The organism is Streptococcus infantis (genome assembly GCF_047464415.1).
In the GTDB taxonomy this organism is placed as follows: Bacteria; Bacillota; Bacilli; order Lactobacillales; family Streptococcaceae; genus Streptococcus; species Streptococcus infantis_AE.
Genome location: NZ_JASHBX010000014.1, coordinates 1 through 20905, shown reverse-complemented (window position 1 = coordinate 20905; position 20905 = coordinate 1). Strand labels below are relative to the sequence as shown.

Below are 20905 nucleotides of genomic sequence, written 5' to 3'. Positions count from 1 at the left end.
AACTCGCTTATCCAATCTCTGCGATGACTTCAATTTCGACTTTTACATCGCGAGGAAGACGAGCCACTTCCACAGCTGAACGAGCTGGAAATTCCTTGTTAAAGGCTGTTTGGTATACCTCATTGAAAGGTACAAAGTCGTTCATATCGCTCAAGAAACAAGTCGTTTTAACAACATGGTCAAAATCTGTGCCTGCTTCTGCCAAAATAGCTCCAATGTTTTTCAAAACTTGTTCAGTCTGTTCTTGGATCGTTTCTCCTACGATTTCTCCAGTTTCAGGAGATAAAGGAACTTGACCGCTAGCAAACAAAAGGTTCCCAACGATTTTTCCTTGAACATAAGGTCCGATTGCCTTTGGAGCTTTATCTGTATGAATTGTTTTTGCCATATGTATTCCTCACAATTTTTCTAAAATAGCATCCCAAGCCTGGTCCATTCCTGCTTTTGTAACGGATGAAAAGAGGATGAAATCATCACTTGGATCAAAGTTTAATTTCTTTTTAATAGCTGATTCGTGCTTGTTCCATTTACCACGCGGAATCTTGTCTGCCTTGGTCGCCACAATGATGACAGGAATCTCATAATATTTAAGAAATTCGTACATCTGTACATCATCTGCTGACGGATCATGACGAAGGTCAACGAGACTAACCACTGCTCGAAGATTTTCTCGAGTGGTTAAGTACTCCTCAATCATGCGTCCCCATTTTTCGCGTTCCTTTTTGGACACACGGGCATAACCGTAACCAGGCACATCTACAAAACGCATCTTATCATCAATATTAAAGAAATTAAGTAGTTGTGTTTTCCCTGGTTTTCCAGAGGTACGAGCTAGATTTTTACGATTGAGCATGGTATTGATAAAGCTCGATTTACCAACATTTGAGCGTCCTGCAAGAGCAATTTCAGGAAGTTCATCCTGCGGATAGTGGGACTTGTTGGCAGCACTCAGTAAAATCTCAGCATTGTGTGTATTGATTTCCATAGTCACCTCTAGGCTGTCTCTAGGATTGGCTTAGCTGTTCCATCAACTGCTTCTTTTGTGATACGAACTGTCTTCACATTCTCTTGACTTGGAACTTCAAACATAACGTCTAGCATAGTTTCTTCGATGATTGAACGAAGACCACGCGCACCAGTTTTACGTTCGATGGCTTTGTTCGCAATTTCCTGAAGTGCTTCATCGTCAAATTCAAGCTCAACATCGTCATATGAAAGCAAGGTCTGGTATTGTTTGACCAAGGCATTTCTTGGTTCCTTCAAGATGCGAACCAAATCATCAACAGTTAACTGTTCTAAAGCTGCAAAGACAGGCAAGCGTCCAATCAATTCAGGAATAATACCGAATTTCTGAATATCTTCTGCAATGATTTCTTGCATGTAAGAACTGTTTTCGTCAATAGCCTTGCTATTTTGTCCGAAACCGATAACTTTTTCACCAAGACGCTGTTTGACAATTTCTTCGATTCCATCAAAGGCACCACCCACGATGAAGAGGATATTCTTGGTGTCTACTTGAATCATTTCTTGTTGTGGATGTTTGCGTCCACCTTGAGGAGGAACACTTGCTACTGTACCTTCGATAATCTTAAGGAGGGCTTGTTGCACACCTTCACCAGAAACATCACGTGTGATGGAAACATTTTCGCTCTTCTTAGCAATCTTATCAATCTCATCGACGTAGATAATCCCACGTTCTGCACGTTCAATGTTAAAGTCAGCTGCCTGCAAGAGTTTGAGGAGAATGTTTTCCACGTCCTCACCTACATAACCAGCCTCAGTAAGAGCCGTTGCATCAGCAATAGCAAAAGGTACATTCAAACTTCTAGCAAGAGTCTGAGCAAGGAAGGTCTTCCCTGATCCAGTTGGGCCAATCATTAGAATGTTTGACTTTTGCAAATCCACATCTTCAGTCTCTTCACGAGTGTCATGGAAATTGATGCGTTTGTAGTGGTTATATACAGCCACTGCCAGAGCCCGTTTGGCACGATCTTGACCGATCACATAGTGGTTCAAAATGTTTAGGAGTTCGATTGGTTTTGGTACCTCAGACAAGTCCGCCAAAACTTCCTCAGCCAACTCCTCACGAATAATTTCCTGGGCCAACTCCACACATTCATTACAGATAAAGGCATTGTTCCCAGCAATTATTTTTTTAACTTCTTCTTGGCTTTTGCCACAAAATGAGCAATAAACCATCATATCATTTTTCCTATTTGTAGGCATGATTCCCTTCCGTTCTAACTATTCTTTCTATCTAAAATAAGGTCATATAAAAAGCATGAATGCTATTCACCAAGTTTGTAAAAGCATTAAGCCAAAGCAGAGTAGCAAGTCCAAAGCGCTTTTTACGAAAAGCGTGTGTTCCAGCTACTAGACAGACAGCACACAAAAGAGCTGTAAAAAATCCAAAAATACTGCGCTCCATTAGACTTCCTTTCTCTTTCTATATTCGATGGTAAAATCATAGGCATTTTTTTCATCTTTGCTATAAGATTTACTTGTAATAGTTTCAAAAGCAGTCAAGTCAAAATCTTCTGGGAAATAGGTATCCCCTTCAACTTGAGCATGAATTTGTGTCACAATAAGCTCATCTAAGAAAGGTTCAAAAATCTGAAAAATTTGCTTGCCACCAAGGATGTATAGATTTTTATCCTGATGATGATACCAGTCTAAAACATCCTCAACATTTTGGAAGACCAGAGCACCATCGATTGTTTCTTCGGGATTACGCGTCAAAATCAAGGTTTCACGTCCTGGAAGCAATCGTCGACCCATCCCATCAAAGGTTACACGACCCATTAAAATGGCATGATTCAAGGTTGTTTCTTTAAAATGTTTTAACTCTGCTGGCAAATGCCAAGGTAAACGATCCTCTTTCCCGATTACACCCTTTTCATCTTGAGCCCAAATGGCTACGATTTTCTTTGTCATGCTTTCATCCTTTTCATTGATAGTTCTATTTTATCAAAAATCTTCAAAAAAGACTGTTTTGGAATGCCCTCCTGAATAGAAAAAATCCGTAGAAAACTTCTACGGATTTTTAGAAAAATACAGTATCTTACAAACCAGGTGCTTGTCCTAATTCTGCTGCAAGCATCCAGACTGTTTTTTCAAGGTCAGCTTTAGCACCAACGAAGATATCATTGGTTACATCATCACCTTCTTCATCTGTTACATCCAATGCTTTTTGGAAAAGAGTGATAAGGTAACGATAAATTTCAAGGACACGTTCCAAACTTTCTTCTACGTTACGGAACTCTCCAGCTCCTTCTTCGATTTCACTGTGTTGAAGGAATTCTGTCAAAGTAGAGTAAGGTTTGCCACCAAGAGTGATCAAGCGTTCGCTGATTTCATCAAGGTAACCATCAAGGCTATCCATGTATTCATCCATCTTAGGATGCCATACCATAAAACCACGTCCACGCATGTACCAGTGAACTTGATGAAGAGCGATATGCGCTACGTACAAGTCAGCCACGGCTTGATTCAAGACTTCCTTTGTTTTTACTAGCGCTTCAGGAGCTGTCTTAGATAATGTTGTTACATCTTTTAATGCATCTTTTTTCAATTCAACCATTTTTCTCACCTCATAATATTATTTTTGTAACCATATTTATTGATTACTACCTCAGTATACTACACCTAGTAGACAAAAGCAAGAAAATTAACCCATATTAAAAAAGTTGTAATAGACTGATAATTTAAGAAAATGAGCAGATATCTTTTTAGTTATTTTCAGTATCTTTCCGAGAGAATTGGCTTTGATAAAGGTCATAATAGAATCCTTTTGCAGCTAAGAGACTTTCATGATTTCCTTGTTCGATAATCTGTCCATCTTTCAGCACTAAAATCTTGTCCGCTTCCTGAATAGTAGAAAGTCTATGGGCAATAACAAAACTTGTTCTCCCCTTCATCAAACGTTTCATAGCCTTTTGAATCAAGAGTTCTAAACGGGTGTCAACTGAAGAAGTCGCTTCATCCAGAATAAGAATTTTTGGATCCGCCAAGAGAGCACGCGCAATGGTCAAAAGTTGTTTCTGACCAAGAGAAATATTACTTGATTCTTGGTTCATCTCCATGTTATAACCACCAGGAAGGGTGCGGATAAAGTGGTCAACATTGGTCGCCTTAGCAGCTTCAACGATTTCTTCATCTGTTGCCTCCAGATTTCCAAAGCGAAGATTTTCCTTGATACTGCCTTCATAGAGCCAGGCATCCTGTAGGACCATCCCAAACTGACGACGGTAGTCCTGACGAGACAGGTCACGAATATCTTGCCCATCCACTAAAATTGCACCAGCTGTCACATCGTAAAAACGCATAAGCAGGTTGATCAAGGTAGTTTTACCTGCTCCAGTAGGTCCCACGATAGCTACCATCTCTCCAGGTTCAACATCTAAGTTGAAATTGCGAATCAATGGTTTGTTTTCCACGTATTGGAAATCGACATTCTTGAAACTAACTTGACCTGTCAATGGTGCCAGTTCTTTCACTTCTGTAGCTTGGACTTCTTCCTGTTCATCCAAAACTTCAAAGACACGGTCAAGCGAAGACTTGGCACTTTGCATTTGCCCTGCTAATTGAGTGATATTCTGAATTGGTTGACTGACCTGCCACACATACTGAACGAAAGCCTGCATATTACCAATAGTCAAGCGACCTGCGATAACCTGCAATCCACCTAATACTGCAACAATCAGGTAGGTTAAATCAGATACAATGTGAAGAGCAGGCATCATCAAACCTGAGATAAAGCTAGCCTTAAAACCAACCTGTTGCAATTCATCTGTAATAGCTGCAAATTCCTGCTGCGAGTTTTCTTCACGTCCATAGAGCTTCAAAACATTAAAACCTGTCAAGTTTTCTTGCACAAATCCATTCATTCGTCCCAATATAGCTGCCTGCTGTTTAAAGTACGGCTGCGAACGATTCAGAATCGTTTTAGCACCAAAATAAGTAATCGGAATCGACAAGATAACAATGATAGCCAGCTGAAGATTTAGATAGAGGACCATTCCCATAACAAAAAGAATGGTAAAGACTGCATTGACAATCTGTAAGAAGGATTGCTGCAGAGCATTAGATACGGTCTCTACATCGCTAGTAAAACGTCCCAGCAAATCCCCAAATTGGTGCTTATCAAAGTAGGACACAGGGATGCGGTTGATTTTTTCGCTCATTTCATTTCGCAAGTCCTGTATCATAGACTGGACAGCATTGGTCATAAAATAGTTTGAGTAGTAAGAACCCAACTCATAAAAAAGGCCACGCAAGAGATAGATTACCAGTATCACTGCGATATAGCTGGTATTAATCCCTGCTCCTGCAACACCATTTGCCATGGCAAGAAGATTGCTGGTTAACTCTGTAATAGCAAGCCCCAATACGAAAGGCTCGATAACACTCATAATGACACTGACTATTTTCAAGAAGACTGCAAAGAAAACAGAGAAACGGTAAGCTTTTAAATAGCTCCATAGACGAGCTAGACTAGATTGTTGTTTCATCCTTTACCTCCTATTCTTCTGTCAGAGACGCATTTTTCAACTGCGACTCAGCAATTTCTCGATAGATGTCATTGGTTCCCATCAATTCCTCGTGACGGCCACGACCAACGATTTCGCCTTTATCAAGCACAATAATCTGGTCAGCATCCATGATGGTTCCAACACGTTGCGCAACGATTAGGACGGTTGCATTTTGGGTGACTTCCTTAAGACGACGACGCAAGATAGCATCTGTACGGTAGTCCAAGGCTGAGAAGGAATCATCAAAGATATAGATATCTGGACCCTTGATGACTGCGCGGGCAATCGACAAGCGTTGCTTTTGACCACCTGATAGGTTGCTTCCCCCTTCAGCCAGATGAGTTGCAAAACCTTCTTCTCGACTTTCGATAAAGTCTTTGGCTTGGGCTACATCAGCTGCTTGGTGCAAGTCCTCATGACTGGCATCCTCTTTACCATAGCGGAGATTGTCTGCGATAGTCCCAGTAAAGAGCAAGGCCTTTTGGGGAATAAACCCAATCTTCTGGCGGAGTGATTTGAGACGGTAATCTCGGACATCAACACCATCGACCTTAATTTTCCCTAGTGTAACATCGTAGAAACGAGGAATCAATTGAACTAGAGTAGACTTACCTGAACCAGTTGAGCCGATAAAAGCAATGGTTTCTCCCGGTTTAGCAGTAAAGGAAATGTTATGCAAAACAGGGCTTTCTGTTTCCCCTGGATAGGCAAAGGTCACATTATCAAATTCTAGATATCCATGAGTTTCTGTCTCTTGAACTCCATCCTCGTTTGGATCAATGGAAATAGGCATGTCCATGATTTCCTTCAAACGCTCACTAGATACGGCCGTTCTAGGATACATGGTAAAAAGGTTTGACAAGAAAAGGAAGGACAAGAGAGCATGGAAACTATACTCGATGAAGGCTACCAAATCCCCAATCTGCAAACTTCCCTGTTTGAGAGGATCCAAAGCAAACCAAACGATAGCCACAATCATAGCGATAATGATTTGCACAAATAGTGGTTCCGTCAAACCAGTTAATTTGAACAAGCGATTTGAATTATCCGCATAGATTGCATTTTTCTCTTCGAAACGGTTTTCTTGGAAGTCTTCACGAGCAAAGGCACGAATCACTCGTAGCCCCATCAAATTTTCACGGACATACTGGTTAATCTTATCCAGTGTTTTCTGTTGCTTTTCAGATAAGGGACGCGTTTTGACCGCCACATAAATGACTACTACAGCTAGAAAAGGAACGGAAAAAGCTACAATCCAGGCTAGTGAAGGACTCGTCAAGAAAATCATGAGAATACTCGACAGCATCATCATGGGAGTGATAACACCCAGCTTAAGCGTCTGTTCTGCAAACTGCATGAGGACAAAGGCATCACTGGTAATACGAGTCACCAATGAAGAAACACCAATTTGTTCATATTCGTGATGAGAATACTCTTGTAATTTAGCATAAACATCATTTCGCATGTCCTTAACCATATTAGTGGTCAGTTTACTAGCAGCATAGGCTAGAACAACCCGTCCAAATGTCCCCAAGACGATAATAACCAACATTACGATAGCCCAAAAATATAGCTTTTCTTCATTACCTTGATTAATCCCCTGGTCAATCATGCGAGCAAGAACAGTCGGTAGCCCAAGATTGACAATAACAAAGAAAATAGCTCCGAAGAAGTCTAACACTAACCACTTGGGATAACGTTTGAGATAAGACCAAATATAAAGCATAATTCTCCTTTCTTTTTCATTCAAAATGCAGAAAAGAGCGTGCTTACGCACGCCTTTTTACTAAAAAGAAGACAGGCAGTCTTAACCACGAGGGAGGAAACTGTCTGTCTCAGATATTTGAAGCTTATTTTACAAAGTCAAGCAATGCCAAGAAGCTTTCTGGATCAAGTGATGCACCACCAACAAGAGCTCCGTCAACGTCTGGACAAGCCATGTATTCTGCAACGTTTTCAGGTTTAACTGAACCACCGTATTGAACACGTACTTTATCAGCTACTTCTTGACCAAAGTCAGCTGCTACAACGTCACGAACAACTTTACACATTTTTTGTGCATCGTCTTGTGAAGCTGATTTACCAGTACCGATAGCCCAGATTGGCTCATAAGCGATAACTGATGAAGCTACTTGTTCTGCAGTCAATCCTGCAAGAGCAGCTGAAACTTGAGCACCTACGAATTCAGCAGCTTTTCCTGCTTCGTAAGTTTCAAGAGACTCACCACAACAGATGATTGGAAGCATACCGTTAGCAAAGATTGCTTTTGCTTTTTTGTTGATGTCTTCATCTGTTTCGTGGAAGTAGTCACGGCGTTCTGAGTGACCGATAACAACGTAGTCAGTACCGATTTCTTTCAAAACTTGTGGGCTAGTTTCACCAGTGAAAGCACCAGCATTTTCAAAGTAGCAGTTTTGAGCAGCAACTTTAAGGCTTGAACCTTTAGCAGCAGCAAGAACAGTTGTCAAATCAAGAGCTGGAGCTGCGATACCTGCTTCAACAAGATCAGCTGAAGGAAGTTTTGATGCTACAGCTTCAACGAATGCTTTTGCTTCTTCTGGGTTTTTGTTCATTTTCCAGTTACCAGCGATAAATGGTTTACGTGACATTTCACATACCTCTTTTTTCATTTTATTTTCTACTTATTTTATCATATTTATAGATAGCTTGCAAATCTTACTCTGTAACTAGAAGTCTTCTTTTCAAAAACTTTCCAGTTGCCATTTCTATTTGAAAGCTGGCTTGCGCCTCGTTAATTTGACCACTGCTTCTGTTCTAGCCGTGTGTGGAAACATGTCAACGGACTGGATATAATGCAGGTCATAGACCTCTACCAAACGGACTAAATCACGCGCCAAGGTAGACACATTACAAGATACATAAACCATCTTTTCAGGAGCGTATTTGACAATGGTATCCAAGAGCTTATCATCTAAACCTGTACGTGGCGGATCCACAATCAAGGCATCTGCACGATAGCCTTCCTTGTACCAACGAGGAATAATTTCTTCTGCAGTCCCTGCTTCATAGTGGGTATTGGTATACCCCATACGCTTAGCATTTTCTTTGGCATCCTCAATAGCTTCTGGGATAATATCCATCCCTCTCAAACTTCTGACTTTTTTAGCAAAAGCAAAACCAATGGTCCCAACACCACAATAAGCATCAATCAGATGGTCGTTCTCAGTCACGTCCAAGGCCTTAACCGCTTCACTGTAGAGGATTTCCGTCTGTTCAGGATTAAGCTGATAAAAAGCTCGAGGTGAAAGAGAGAACTCATAGTCTAAAACACCCTCACGTATACTATCTTGACCCCAAATAATCTCTGTCTTGTCCCCATAAATCTCAGAAGTTTTGGCAGTATTGGTATTGACTGCGACAGTCACTACTTCAGGATAATCCTTGACTAGGTCTTTCACAAATTGAGTCAAATTCAATTGGCGATTGGTCACAATGATAATCTGAACTTGCCCAGTTTTCCGTGCTCGACGAACCATGATGGTCCGAACTCCAAGAATTTTCCGTTCATCTGTAATCGGAATTTGATGGTAAGTCAAGAGTTCAGCAATGCGATTGGCAATAGCTTGTGTCTCCTTATCTTGAACCAGGCAGTCCTTTAACTCGACCAAATAATGGGAATTCTGAGCATACAAACCTGCCTTGACTTGACCTTTGAACTTTCGAGTTTGGAATTGCAGTTTAGCTCGATAATACTTTGGTTTCTGCATGCCAATGGTTGGTCTGATTTCAAAGTTTTCGTAGCCAGCAGGGGCAAATTTCTTCAGTGCTTGATGGAGAAGATCTGTCTTGAATTCCAACTGCTTGTCATAGTGCAGGTGCATGATTTGACAGCCTCCACACTCATTATAAATGGTACAGTCTGGAACTACTCGAAACTTAGATTTTTTATTGACCTCAAGCAGTTTGGCCTCAACATAGTTACGCTTAACAGAAGTTACCTGACAATAGATATCTTCTCCCTTGAGGGCACCAGGAACAAAAACGAGGGTTTTCTGGAAAAAACCAATTCCTTCCCCGTTAATCCCCATGCGCTTGATTTTTAATGGAATTTTTTGTTTGACTTTTAGATTCATAAGTCTATTATACCACGTAGTTTCTCAATGGTTAAGAATATGTTACAATAAAACCATGAATACAAAGATATCTTTTTCCTCATTGGATTTTCCTGATCAATTACGAACTTATGTAGAGGGGGCAAGCCTTTCTGACAGCTCTTCTCATTCAGGCGCAAGGGTCCTTTATCTTGACTCGGGTTACTATTTAAAAATAGATCAAAAGGGAAGATTAGAGCGAGAAGCTAGCATTGCGAGTTGGTTTGAACAAGAGGGAATAGGAACTCCTGTTATCGACTATTTATCTACGGATAAAGACTATCTTCTGACAAAAGAAGCCATTGGCCGTGATGCTCTCGCTTTTTTAGATCAGCCAGAAAAAATCTGCCGAACAATGGCAGAGGCTCTTAAAAAGCTTCACAGCTTAAACCCACACAATTTTCCATCAGAAAATCATTTAAAAGCCTATAAAGAAAGAGCCTTTAAAAACTATGAAAAAGGGGAGTTCTATGCCAAGGCGCTCCTACCCCAATTCCAGATTAACAGTCGCGAAGAGGCCTTCCAACTCATCCAAGAACAAGGGCACCTTTTAGAAACAGATGCCTTTATTCATGGGGATGCCTGTCTACCAAACTTTATTCTCAAAGATGCTGACCACTTCTCTTGTTTTATTGATCTTGGTTTGGCTGATTTCAGTGACCGGCATATCGATCTCTTTTGGGCAGTTTGGTCCCTCAATTACAACTTAAAAGATCCCAAATATGCTGAACTATTTCTCGACTATTACGGGAGAGAGCTGGTTGATAGCAACAAACTTCGACTCGTTGCTGCCTTCGAAGCATTTGGATAAGAGGAAAATATGAAAATAACTAAACTTGAAAAGAAAAAAAGACTCTTTCTACTTGAGCTTGATAGCGACCAAACCTGCTACATTACAGAGGATACCATTGTGCGCTTTATGTTGACTAAAGGGAAAGAGATCTCAGCTGAAGAACTAACTGAGATTAAATCCTTTGCGCAATTTTCCTACAGTAAAAATCTAGCTCTTTACCACTTATCCTTCAAGGTTCGTACTGAAAAAGAAGTTAGAGATTATCTTGCCAAACATGAAATTGATGAGAAAATTATCCCCAGAGTTATCCAGTCTTTAAAAGATGATAATTGGATCAATGATCGCCAATACACTCAAGCTATCATCAATTCCAATCAGCTTTCAGGAGATAAGGGAAGCTATATGCTGATGCAGAAGATTTCTCAAAAGGGAGTTGCCAAATCCATCATCCAAGAAGTCTTACAAGAATTTGATATGACGGAAGTGGCAGAGCGTACAGCTGAAAAACTATTGAAAAAATACCAGGGGAAATTACCTGCCCGTGCTCTACAGGATAAGATTATCCAAGGCCTAACCAACAAAGGTTTCTCCTACACAGAAGCCAAGGCTGCTTTTGATCAACTCGATAGTCAAGTCGATGAAGAAACTGTTCAGGAGCTGATCTTTAAAGAGTTAGATAAACAATACCAAAAATACTCACGAAAGTATGAAGGATACGAACTGAAACAACGTTTGACCCAAGTTTTAGCTAGAAAAGGTTATGATTTTTCGGATATAGCCAGCGCTCTCAGAGAATATCTTTAATTTTTTCATGAAAAAACTAAGAACTTTAAACAAAAATGTGATACAATAGTAAACGATAAACTTATAAATTGTAGAAAGTTGGTTAGTTATGAAACTTCCAAAAGAAGGCGACTTTATTACAATTCAAAGTTATAAGCATGATGGGAGTCTTCACCGTACTTGGCGAGACACCATGGTACTAAAAACAACAGAGAACGCTATTATCGGCGTCAACGACCACACACTTGTTACCGAAAGTGACGGTCGTCGTTGGGTGACTCGAGAACCGGCTATTGTTTACTTTCACAAGAAATATTGGTTTAATATTATCGCTATGATTCGTGAAAATGGTATCTCCTACTACTGCAATATGGCAAGTCCTTACTATCTGGATGAAGAAGCTTTAAAATACATTGACTATGATTTGGATGTTAAAGTTTTTACAGATGGTGAAAAACGCCTCTTGGACGTTGAGGAGTATGAACGACATAAGCGAAAAATGAAGTATTCTTCTGATCTAGACTATATTCTGAAAGAGCATGTTAAGATTCTTGTTGATTGGATTAACAATGAGCGAGGTCCTTTCTCAGAAGCCTATGTCAACATTTGGTACAAACGCTACGTAGAACTAAAGAATCGGTAAAGTTGTCAGAGGTCAGGATTAAAATCCTGACCTCGTTTTTTGATTTTCAACGAGCCTTTGAGTGGCGACTAATTGAGCTGTTTATCAACATTCTAAATTCCAAAAAACTCCTTTGATCAAAACTTCATTTTTCATCCACAAGTTTTAAGTTTCAACTGATTTATTGAAGTCTCGCAAGTCATGGGCTAGGAATTCATAGATCGGTCCATCGACTTCTCTCCATCACCTTTTCCTAGCAAAAAACCTGCCTAATGTGGCAGGTTTTCGTCTAAATATCTAACTTCGTAACAGTGAACTTGATATGCGAATAGTCTTTTTCGATATCCTTATCTACCATAAATGCGGTTGCATCCTTCTTGACCTGTACCAAGTCAATATTCTGTGCTTGAGCGGCATAGACACAGCCACAGTAGCATTGACGATAGATATCGTACTCTTCACACATTTCTACAGAGCGTTTATAGCCTTGATTTTTCTTAAAGTCGCTCGGAAGATAATGAGTTGTATAAATTTTCTGCACATCAATCCCGATACTATTGATGGTTTGTGAATTTTTGTGAGGACTGATGGTTAGGGCTGAACCGAAGTAATCAAATCCTAAGTCCATGGCCACCTGTGCTGTCTTATCCAGACGATAGTCAAAACAAACCTTGCAACGATCGCCACCTTCAGGTTCTTCTTCCAAACCACGGACCAGCTGACGGTATTCGTTGGGTTCATAGGGGGCTTCTAGATATTGAACCTTGTTGCCAGTTCGTTCATTGAAATCACTGACAAACTTTTTTGTCACATAGGCACGCTTGTGATACTCAGCTTTAGGATGGATATTTGAATTAGCAAAATAAATAGTTACATCTGCATATTTGGTCAAATACTCTAAAGTATAGGTGCTACAAGGAGCACAACAGACGTGCATGAGAATGGTTGGTCTTTCTTCATTTTTTTCCCAAACTTGAACCATCTTTTGCATGACACGGTCATAGTTGATCTTTTGATTGGGATTCATCTTACTTAGAATTTCTTCTACATCGATCATACTCTTCTCCTTTTCCTCTTGCTATTGTACCACAGGATGATCCTTTGGGCAAATAGGTTTTCGTGCTTTACTCAGTTTTTAAGTCCTTATCTAATAGCTTGCCCATCCTTTTTAGACCAATTCTTAAGATAGGATAGGTTGAGAGCAAGATAAGACCTAGAACTAAAAAGACAGCTATAAGACCCCAACGATCAATCAACCAGCCTGTCAGTGGAAATATGACAATCATGGAGAGACTAAAGAGCATGGAATTGATACTAAGCATAGTTGCTCTTACACTGGAAGGTAAATAACCTTGTAAATCATTGAAATAGATCGGCTGATAAACTGCATAAAGTGTATCAGTTAAAAGATATACAAGAAGAAAGGCAAAGGATGTCCCAGAAAACACCAATAGCATTGCTAGGCCTGTCAGTGCAACAAGCATCGGAAAAACTCGATTACTATTCCATTTTTTACCGATTTGACTAGCTACATAAACCGCTATAAGATTTAACCCACTACCAATAAGCATAACCAGTGAAACCTGCCATCCTGCTAAGTCACTTATTTTCTGCTGATAATAAAAGTAAAACATACACATGAGTGTCCCTACTAGCTGATAAGTCAGCATCCAGTAAAAAAGTACTGGTTTTTCCTGCCATTCTTTACGAACTTGTTGGACAATCATTTTAAAGGTCAAGGATTCATTTTTCTCTCTCTTAGCCATTGGTTCTTTCATCAAATAAATCAAAATGATAGAAAGAAATGAAAATCCTATAGCAATCAGATAGGTCCAAGCTAATGCTCCGTGAATAAAGAAGCCTGCCACAACTGTACCTAGGGTTCGGGTGACTTCTGCCACACCAGACAAAAAGCTAGAAATCTGAAGATAGCGGTCCTTTTGACCCGCTTCAACTGCTGAATCATATAAGAAAGCGGTGCTGGTCCCCGAGTCAAAATTGTAGGACCAAGCATTAACCATCATGGCAATCGCATAAATCCAAAAATTCCCCTGACCAAACAAAATCAAGATAGAGGACACAATACTGGCCAAGCGAGCCAAATAGAGATTGGTCTTGTAACTAAATCGATCAGCCAACATACCAGATGGGATTTCACACAAGAGACTTGTCCCATGAAAGATACTCTCTAATAGGCCGATTTGAAGTAAGGAAAGACCATTTTGAATGAAAAACAAAATCCAAAAACTGGTAATTCCAAAATAAGATGTGAATTCCAGACCTGCTAGGAGTGGAATATTGCGTTTGTAAGTTCTTTTAAACATCGTTTTCTCTCTTTCAATATGTAATATGAGTTTTTCTAAAAGACTTACTTAGAGTTGCCTACATTTTCTCCACCTCTTTCATTTAAAGTAATACTCAATGAAAATCAAAGAGCAAACTAGGAAGCTAACCGCAGGCTGTACTTGAGTACGGTAAGGTGAAGCTGACGTAGTTTGAATTTGATTTTCGAAGAGTATAAAAACGCCAGACGGCGTTTTTATGGTTATTAAGGTTTGATACGGTGCAACATACGTGGGAATGGAATGGCTTCACGGATGTGTTTTGTACCTGCTGCAAAAGTCACCATACGCTCGATACCGATACCAAATCCACCGTGTGGTACTGTACCGTATTTACGAAGGTCAAGGTAGAATTCATACTCTGTACGATCCATGCCAAGAGATTCCATCTTCGCAACAAGGGCATCATAGTCTTCCTCACGCATTGAACCACCGATGATTTCTCCGTAGCCTTCTGGCGCAAGCAAGTCTGCACAAAGCACGCGATCTGGGTTACCAGGAACTGGTTTCATGTAGAAGGCCTTGATGTCTGCTGGGTAGTTAATCACAAAGGTTGGTACACCAAAATGGTTTGAAATCCAAGTTTCGTGTGGTGAACCAAAGTCATCACCATGTTCAAGATGCTCGTAATCAGCATCTTCATCATTTTCATGCTCTTGCAAGAGGTCAATGGCTTGATCGTAAGTGATGCGTTTGAATGGCTCTGCAATGTAGCGTTTCAAAAGCTCAGTGTCACGTTCCAGTGTTTCCAAGGCTTGAGGAGCACGATCAAGAACACCTTGAAGCAATGCTTTTACATAAGCTTCTTGCAAGTCAAGTGACTCGTCATGTGTCAAGTATGAGTACTCCGCATCCATCATCCAGAACTCAGTCAAGTGACGGCGAGTCTTAGATTTCTCAGCACGGAATACCGGTCCAAAGTCAAAGACGCGACCAAGAGCCATGGCACCAGCTTCAAGATAAAGCTGACCAGATTGGCTCAAGTAGGCTGGTGTTCCAAAGTAATCAGTTTCGAAAAGTTCTGTTGAATCTTCTGCAGCATTTCCTGAAAGGATTGGGCTATCAAATTTCATGAAGCCATTCTCATCAAAGAACTCATAAGTTGCATAGATAATAGCGTTACGGATTTGCATGACAGCAACTTGCTTACGAGAACGAAGCCACAAGTGACGGTTGTCCATCAAGAAATCTGTTCCATGTTCTTTTGGAGTGATTGGGTAATCTTGAGATTCACCGATGACTTCGATGTCTGTAATATCCAACTCATAACCAAATTTTGAGCGCTCGTCTTCTTTAACAATCCCTGTTACAAAGACTGAAGTTTCTTGGCTCAAGTGTTTGATAGTTTCAAATTTTTCAAGACCTACTTCTTCACCAAATTTCTCGATAAAGTTTGGTTTGAAAGCTACACCTTGGAAGAAGGCAGTTCCGTCACGCAATTGCAAGAAGGCAATTTTCCCTTTTCCAGATTTGTTGGCAACCCAAGCACCAATAGTGACTTCTTGACCAACGTAATCTTTTACTTCGATAATTGTTACACGTTTTGTCATCATTTATCTTCCTTTTTTCGTTTAACTTGTCCAAAGACATTATTACTCACTATTTTACCACAAATAATGGCTGATAGCTAGCTAGTTTGATAGAAATTCATAAGTTTTTAGCTACAAAAACCTCCGCAAAGAGGACGGAGGTTTAACTTCTTATTTTTCCATAAATAGGTGCAAACGACGAATAGCTTCTTTAAGAGTTTCCAAGTCTGTCGCATAGCTGAGACGAACATTCTCTGGCGCCCCAAATCCTGCTCCTGTAATCAAGGCCAGACCAACTTCCTCAAGGATAGCCGTTGTAAACTCCGTAACATCTGTGTATCCCTTCATTTCCATAGCTTTTTTAACATTTGGGAAGAGATAGAAAGCTCCTTGAGGTTTGACTACTTCAAAGCCAGGGACTTGACACAAGAGTGGATAGATGGTGTTTAAACGTTCCTCGAAAGCCTGACGCATAGTTTCTACAGAGTCTTGTGAGCCAGTTAGCGCTTCGATTGTTGCGTATTGAGATACAGCAGTCAGGTTAGAAGTCGTTTGACCAGTCAATTTGCTCATAGCAGCAATGATTTCTGGATCACCTACTGCATAACCTACCCGCCAACCAGTCATAGCATAAGCTTTAGATACACCATTGATGACAATGGTTTGCTTGCGAATGGCTTCTGACAGACTAGAGATTGGAATAAATTCGTTACCGTTATAGACCAAACGTCCATAAATATCATCTGCTAGGATGAGAATGTCATGCTCAACTGCCCAGTTTCCAATGGCTAATAATTCCTCACGAGAATAGATCATCCCAGTCGGATTAGATGGAGAGTTCAGAACCAAGACCTTGGTCTTATCTGTGCGAGCTGCTTCTAATTGCTCCACGGTTACTTTAAAGTGATTGTCTTCCTTAGCTTGGACAAATACTGGAACACCACCAGCCATCTTAACCTGGTCTCCATAGCTAACCCAGTAAGGTGTTGGAATGATAACCTCATCGCCTGGATTGACCACAGCCATAAAGAAAGTATAAAGGGAAAACTTGGCACCGGTAGCAAATGTGACCTCATTAGCCGCTACAGAATAACCATAATAACGTTCAAAATAGGTATTGACCGCTGCTTTTAATTCAGGCAAACCTGAAGCTACCGTATAGAAAGAAGCACGTCCATCTCGAATAGCTTCAACAGCAGCATCCTGAATATTTTCAGGAGTATGAAAATCGGGCTGACCTAAAGTTAAGAAAAGAACATCTTTTCCTTCAGCCTTTAATTTCTTTGCTCTTGCATCGCTAGCCAAAGTCACACTTTCTTCCATTTCTAAGACACGTTTAGATAATTTCATAGTTTCTCCTTTTCGATTAGGGCACCAGATTCAAAATCCACTAGATAGTAGTCTTCACCAGACTTGATTTCCCAGACGGGTTTATCAGCATACCGTCCAAAGGTAATCGTGTCAATCTCAGTTGCTCCTTTTTCTCTGACAACTGCTTCTGCTTTTTCTTGTGAAGTGCCATTTTCTAGTTGATATACGTAAATATTGTTATTACTTTTCTCTATTAAAACAGCAACTGGTTTCTGATTCTTATCTTGACCAAGAACACTATAATAGCTTTCTAAGCCATTAAAGATATCAACCTGGCTGACCGTTTCTAGATTCGCATACTGCTTAGCCAGTTTTTCCCCTTCTACCTTTGCTGTCTGATAAGGCTTCATGCTAAGCCACACCAAATAGAGAAAGGAAGAAGTCACAACTAGAGCCAACAGGGTCAAACCAATGCTGTACTGAAATAATAAGGAATTTTTTTCTTTTTTCTGTCTCATTTTCACTCGTCTATTTTACCATCTATCCAAGTGAATTACAAGTGAATAAAGGAGGAGGATTTGGCTCGGAATTTCTCTTATGACAGGAGTATATGACGCTTGAATCATTGATTTCACAGACTTTTCATAATCTCTACTCCTAAAAATAATCTTGACTATCATCGATTTTTATTTTCTGAGCAGATTTCTTGCAAATGATTTCCTTTTGTTGTAACATTATTTATAACAACAGAGATAACTCTGATTAAAATCTAAAGGAGACTTCCTATGTCTAAAAAAGTATTATTTATCGTTGGTTCACTTCGTGAAGGTTCTTTCAACCACCAAATGGCACTAGAAGCTGAAAAAGCTCTTGCAGGTAAAGCTGAGGTTAGCTACCTTGACTACTCAGCAATCCCACTTTTTAATCAAGAACTTGAAGTTCCAACTCTTCCAGCTGTAGCAGCAGCTCGTGAAGCTGTTCTAGCTGCTGATGCTATCTGGATTTTCTCTCCAGTTTACAACTTCTCAATTCCTGGAACAGTGAAAAACTTGCTTGACTGGCTTTCACGCGCTCTTGACTTGTCTGATACACGCGGAGCATCTGCTCTTCAAGATAAGATTGTAACAGTATCATCTGTAGCCAATGCAGGTCATGAACAACTCTTTGCAATCTACAAAGACCTCTTGCCATTCATCCGTACACAAGTTGTTGGTGAATTCACTGCAGCTCGTGTCAATGATTCTGCTTGGGTAGATGGCAAATTAGTCCTTGAAGACAGTGTTGCTACTTCACTTAAACAACAAGCTGAAGACTTGATTCAAGCTATTCAATAATTGATTAAGAAAAAGATAGTAGAAAATGTTAGTTTCTACTATCTTTTTCTTAATCAACTAATTCATCAATCATACTATGTTTTAGTGGTAAACTACACATCACTAAAAGGAAAATAAAGGATGATTGAATCCAAAAGAGAGCCAAATCAAAAATTCCGTGCACAGCTACTACTGTCAAGAAAGAGAGGTAAAGTCCAAGGATAGGACGCTTACTAGGTACTTGACTCATATCAATCAACATTCGTACTGGAGTGGCAGAAGCAATCCCCAAGAGGACGGTACCGACAACTCCATAACTCAGAATCGTATCTATATAAATACTATGAGCATGTTCATGATAAGGTGCTCCAATACGAGGGAAAGAGTGCATGTAGGTTAGCGGTCCTTCACCCCAGAATGGATTTTGCTTAAACAAGGCCATTCCAGCATTCCAGATAGAAACACGTTCTTCCATAGATGAATCTAAGGTTCCCATTCGAACACCTAAATCACTAGAAAATAGAAAGGCCAAACCAACCCCAAAAACTCCTATACTAAGCCAGAAAGCACGCCAGTTCTTAATGGTTGTGAAGAGATAAATAATCGCTCCAAAAATAATGGCTGGAAAAGCTGTACGATTCTGCGTAAAGTTTAAACCGAATAAATTAGCAAAGATGGCAATCATAGAAAAGATTCGTAACCACCTTAACTTCGTTGTGCTAATCAGATAAAAACCAATCATGATACAGAAACAACAGATAATTCCATAGTAATTTGGATTAAAGAAGGCAACCTCCGCTCGGTTTTGATGCCAAACCTGCATTCGTGGTGAGAGGAAGGTATAATCAAATTTCTTTACAATTTGAAAATGTTCCAAGGCTGCAAAGGCTGCTGCCAAGACACTCGAGGCTAAAATCCCTTCAATCGTCAACCTGAAAAATTTAGGAGTCAATTGAGATTGGTAATAATAAAAGAAGATTGCAAACAGAAACATTGCAACTGAGGAAACTACTCCCATCACATTTTGTGCCAGAAGAGAGATTGCAGTGCTATATGCAATAAAAAAGAGCAAGACAGGGTGTTGAGACAGACGTTTCAAGATCCCCTTCATCTCCCCAGTATATACTAACCAAAGTAAGTAAGAGATAAAAATAATAACAAAAAGATAAAAAGGGAGGAAAATACTCAGAATAACTCCTAAAAGAAGTCCTTCTTGTTTTGATAAACTTTTTAACTTTTCAATGACACCTATTGATTTCACAACAGATCCTTTCCTTCTGAATATCACATTCAGATAAATAAGTTATTAAAACATTTTACCATTTTTCAAGCGATTTGAAAACCTCTTTACCTCTATACTCCTAACTAAAACTGGGTAAAATTTTATAGTTAGCTAAGATTACTTAAAAATCGCTATCCCTTTTTTAAAAATATGGTACAATAAATCTAATTATTCCAGAAAGGGTCTAGCATGAAATCCTACCAAGAAGTCTATAAAATACTAATTACTGAGACTGATTATCTAAGCGGAGAAAAAATAGCTGAGAGATTAAATCTATCTCGAACTTCCGTATGGAAAGCTATCCAACGTCTCCAGCAAGAGGGACTAGAGATTGACAGTATCAAAAATCGTGGGTATAAACTTCTGGACGGAGACCTTATCTTGCCTCAGGAAATCGAAGCGAATAGTCCCATTACTGTCCAGTTTAAACCCTCAACAAAATCTACCCAAACCGATGCTAAAGAGGCTATGGAAGCTGGTGCCAAAGGGGATAAACTCTACCTTTCCACTAGCCAAACCATGGGACGCGGTCGTTTTCAACGTCCCTATTATTCTCCAGATAAGGGGGGGATTTACATGTCCCTTCACCTACAGCCTAATCTCCCTTATCAGGATCTCCCTGCCTACACACTCTTAACAGCTGGAGCCATCTACAAGGCTATCAAAAACCTTAGTTTAATCGACGTGGATATCAAGTGGGTCAATGATATTTATCTGAACCAGAAAAAAATTGCTGGTATTCTAACCGAAGCCATTACCTCCGTCGAAACTGGACTCGTTACAGATGTTATCATTGGGGTCGGGATCAACTTTTCTATCGCTGAATTTCCCAAGAATCTACAAACTAAAGCTGGAAGCTTATTTTCTCAACATACTCCCATTACTCGCAATGAATTGATTGCTGAAATCTGGAAATGTTTCTATGAAACAGAAGCCGATGAACTCCTCTATCTCTATAAAAAGCGCTCAATCGTTTTAGGAAAAGAGATTTCTTTCAAGAAGGATCAGGAAATAATTACAGGAAAAGCCTGTGACATCTCTGATCAAGGACAACTGCAGATAGAATTAGCAAACGGTGAAAAGATTTGGCTCAATAGTGGCGAAGTTTCGCTGACTAAATGGTAGTTCTACTAGATCAAAAAAATCGACCTTTATTATTGGGCTCTTTGTCAACTGTAGTGGGTTGAATAAAAAGCTAACATCTGGAGAGGACAACGATTGTCCTCTCCATTTTTATATTCAGAGCGATGAAAATTCGTTTCTTAAAGTTATCAAAGTTCCTAAAAC

At 39.9% G+C, this 20905-nt stretch carries 20 protein-coding genes; 5 read left to right on the top strand and 15 right to left on the bottom strand.

The window, feature by feature from the left end:
• Positions 1 to 7 precede the first annotated feature (7 nt).
• From QM460_RS08500 to rlmD, 9 genes are all read right to left on the bottom strand, one after another.
• Positions 8 to 388 carry a RidA family protein gene (locus QM460_RS08500; protein ID WP_001140424.1) on the bottom strand — a complete coding sequence of 127 codons (381 nt, stop codon included), beginning with the start codon at positions 386 to 388 and terminating at the stop codon, positions 8 to 10.
• 9 nt (positions 389 to 397) lie between these two features.
• The gene (gene yihA, locus QM460_RS08495) at positions 398 to 985 is read right to left on the bottom strand and encodes a ribosome biogenesis GTP-binding protein YihA/YsxC (RefSeq protein ID WP_049494688.1); all 588 of its coding nucleotides are present in this window, start codon (positions 983 to 985) and stop codon (positions 398 to 400) included.
• A gap of 8 nt (positions 986 to 993) precedes the next feature.
• Positions 994 to 2226, bottom strand: coding sequence for an ATP-dependent Clp protease ATP-binding subunit ClpX (clpX, locus tag QM460_RS08490; RefSeq protein WP_223333495.1), 1233 nt, complete (start codon positions 2224 to 2226; stop codon positions 994 to 996).
• A 201-nt stretch (positions 2227 to 2427) separates the two neighbouring features.
• Positions 2428 to 2934, bottom strand: coding sequence for a dihydrofolate reductase (locus tag QM460_RS08485; protein WP_414289822.1), 507 nt, complete (start codon positions 2932 to 2934; stop codon positions 2428 to 2430).
• A gap of 127 nt (positions 2935 to 3061) precedes the next feature.
• A complete protein-coding gene (locus QM460_RS08480) occupies positions 3062 to 3580 on the bottom strand; it encodes a Dps family protein (RefSeq protein WP_214262271.1) in 519 nt (172 codons plus the stop codon).
• A gap of 148 nt (positions 3581 to 3728) precedes the next feature.
• On the bottom strand, positions 3729 to 5510 hold the full coding sequence (locus tag QM460_RS08475) for an ABC transporter ATP-binding protein (RefSeq protein ID WP_414289821.1): 1782 nt from the start codon (positions 5508 to 5510) through the stop codon (positions 3729 to 3731).
• Between the two features lie 10 nt (positions 5511 to 5520).
• The gene (locus tag QM460_RS08470) at positions 5521 to 7257 is read right to left on the bottom strand and encodes an ABC transporter ATP-binding protein (protein WP_414289820.1); all 1737 of its coding nucleotides are present in this window, start codon (positions 7255 to 7257) and stop codon (positions 5521 to 5523) included.
• 124 nt (positions 7258 to 7381) lie between these two features.
• On the bottom strand, positions 7382 to 8140 hold the full coding sequence (gene tpiA / locus QM460_RS08465; RefSeq protein ID WP_414289819.1) for a triose-phosphate isomerase: 759 nt from the start codon (positions 8138 to 8140) through the stop codon (positions 7382 to 7384).
• Positions 8141 to 8257: 117 nt separating this feature from the next.
• On the bottom strand, positions 8258 to 9625 hold the full coding sequence (gene rlmD / locus QM460_RS08460; protein WP_414289818.1) for a 23S rRNA (uracil(1939)-C(5))-methyltransferase RlmD: 1368 nt from the start codon (positions 9623 to 9625) through the stop codon (positions 8258 to 8260).
• Positions 9626 to 9680: 55 nt separating this feature from the next.
• Here rlmD and QM460_RS08455 point away from each other — a divergent pair, with 55 nt between their 5' ends.
• The 3 genes from QM460_RS08455 (at position 9681) to QM460_RS08445 (ending at position 11862) form a co-directional block, all read left to right on the top strand.
• Positions 9681 to 10454 (top strand): aminoglycoside 3'-phosphotransferase, encoded by a 774-nt coding sequence (locus QM460_RS08455; RefSeq protein ID WP_414289817.1) that lies wholly within the window; start codon positions 9681 to 9683, stop codon positions 10452 to 10454.
• Positions 10455 to 10463: 9 nt separating this feature from the next.
• Positions 10464 to 11240: a recombination regulator RecX gene (gene recX, locus QM460_RS08450; RefSeq protein ID WP_414289816.1), complete on the top strand. Its 777-nt coding sequence runs from the start codon at positions 10464 to 10466 to the stop codon at positions 11238 to 11240.
• Positions 11241 to 11328: 88 nt separating this feature from the next.
• Complete coding sequence (locus QM460_RS08445) at positions 11329 to 11862, top strand: DUF402 domain-containing protein (RefSeq protein WP_000775325.1); 534 nt, start codon at positions 11329 to 11331, stop codon at positions 11860 to 11862.
• 268 nt (positions 11863 to 12130) lie between these two features.
• On the opposite strand, the gene QM460_RS08440 is transcribed toward QM460_RS08445, so the two are convergent.
• The 5 genes from QM460_RS08440 to QM460_RS08420 form a co-directional block, all read right to left on the bottom strand.
• Positions 12131 to 12898, bottom strand: a complete 768-nt coding sequence (locus QM460_RS08440; RefSeq protein WP_000567559.1) for an epoxyqueuosine reductase QueH — start codon at positions 12896 to 12898, stop codon at positions 12131 to 12133.
• Positions 12899 to 12965: 67 nt separating this feature from the next.
• The gene (locus tag QM460_RS08435) at positions 12966 to 14165 is read right to left on the bottom strand and encodes an MFS transporter (protein WP_414289815.1); all 1200 of its coding nucleotides are present in this window, start codon (positions 14163 to 14165) and stop codon (positions 12966 to 12968) included.
• A gap of 224 nt (positions 14166 to 14389) precedes the next feature.
• Entirely contained in the window at positions 14390 to 15733 is a 1344-nt protein-coding gene (asnS, locus tag QM460_RS08430; RefSeq protein ID WP_414289842.1) for an asparagine--tRNA ligase, read from the bottom strand.
• A gap of 150 nt (positions 15734 to 15883) precedes the next feature.
• The gene (locus tag QM460_RS08425) at positions 15884 to 17062 is read right to left on the bottom strand and encodes a pyridoxal phosphate-dependent aminotransferase (protein WP_414289814.1); all 1179 of its coding nucleotides are present in this window, start codon (positions 17060 to 17062) and stop codon (positions 15884 to 15886) included.
• On the bottom strand, positions 17059 to 17547 hold the full coding sequence (locus tag QM460_RS08420; protein ID WP_414289813.1) for a DUF5590 domain-containing protein: 489 nt from the start codon (positions 17545 to 17547) through the stop codon (positions 17059 to 17061). The genes QM460_RS08425 and QM460_RS08420 overlap by 4 nt, the downstream gene beginning before the upstream one ends.
• 261 nt (positions 17548 to 17808) lie before the next feature.
• Here QM460_RS08420 and QM460_RS08415 point away from each other — a divergent pair, with 261 nt between their 5' ends.
• The gene (locus QM460_RS08415) at positions 17809 to 18357 is read left to right on the top strand and encodes an NAD(P)H-dependent oxidoreductase (RefSeq protein ID WP_414289812.1); all 549 of its coding nucleotides are present in this window, start codon (positions 17809 to 17811) and stop codon (positions 18355 to 18357) included.
• A gap of 49 nt (positions 18358 to 18406) precedes the next feature.
• Here QM460_RS08415 and QM460_RS08410 read toward each other — a convergent pair whose 3' ends face one another.
• Positions 18407 to 19597 carry an O-antigen ligase family protein gene (locus QM460_RS08410; RefSeq protein WP_414289811.1) on the bottom strand — a complete coding sequence of 397 codons (1191 nt, stop codon included), beginning with the start codon at positions 19595 to 19597 and terminating at the stop codon, positions 18407 to 18409.
• Positions 19598 to 19807: 210 nt separating this feature from the next.
• Here QM460_RS08410 and birA point away from each other — a divergent pair, with 210 nt between their 5' ends.
• Positions 19808 to 20743 carry a bifunctional biotin--[acetyl-CoA-carboxylase] ligase/biotin operon repressor BirA gene (birA, locus tag QM460_RS08405; protein ID WP_414289810.1) on the top strand — a complete coding sequence of 312 codons (936 nt, stop codon included), beginning with the start codon at positions 19808 to 19810 and terminating at the stop codon, positions 20741 to 20743.
• The last annotated feature ends 162 nt before the right edge of the window (positions 20744 to 20905 follow it).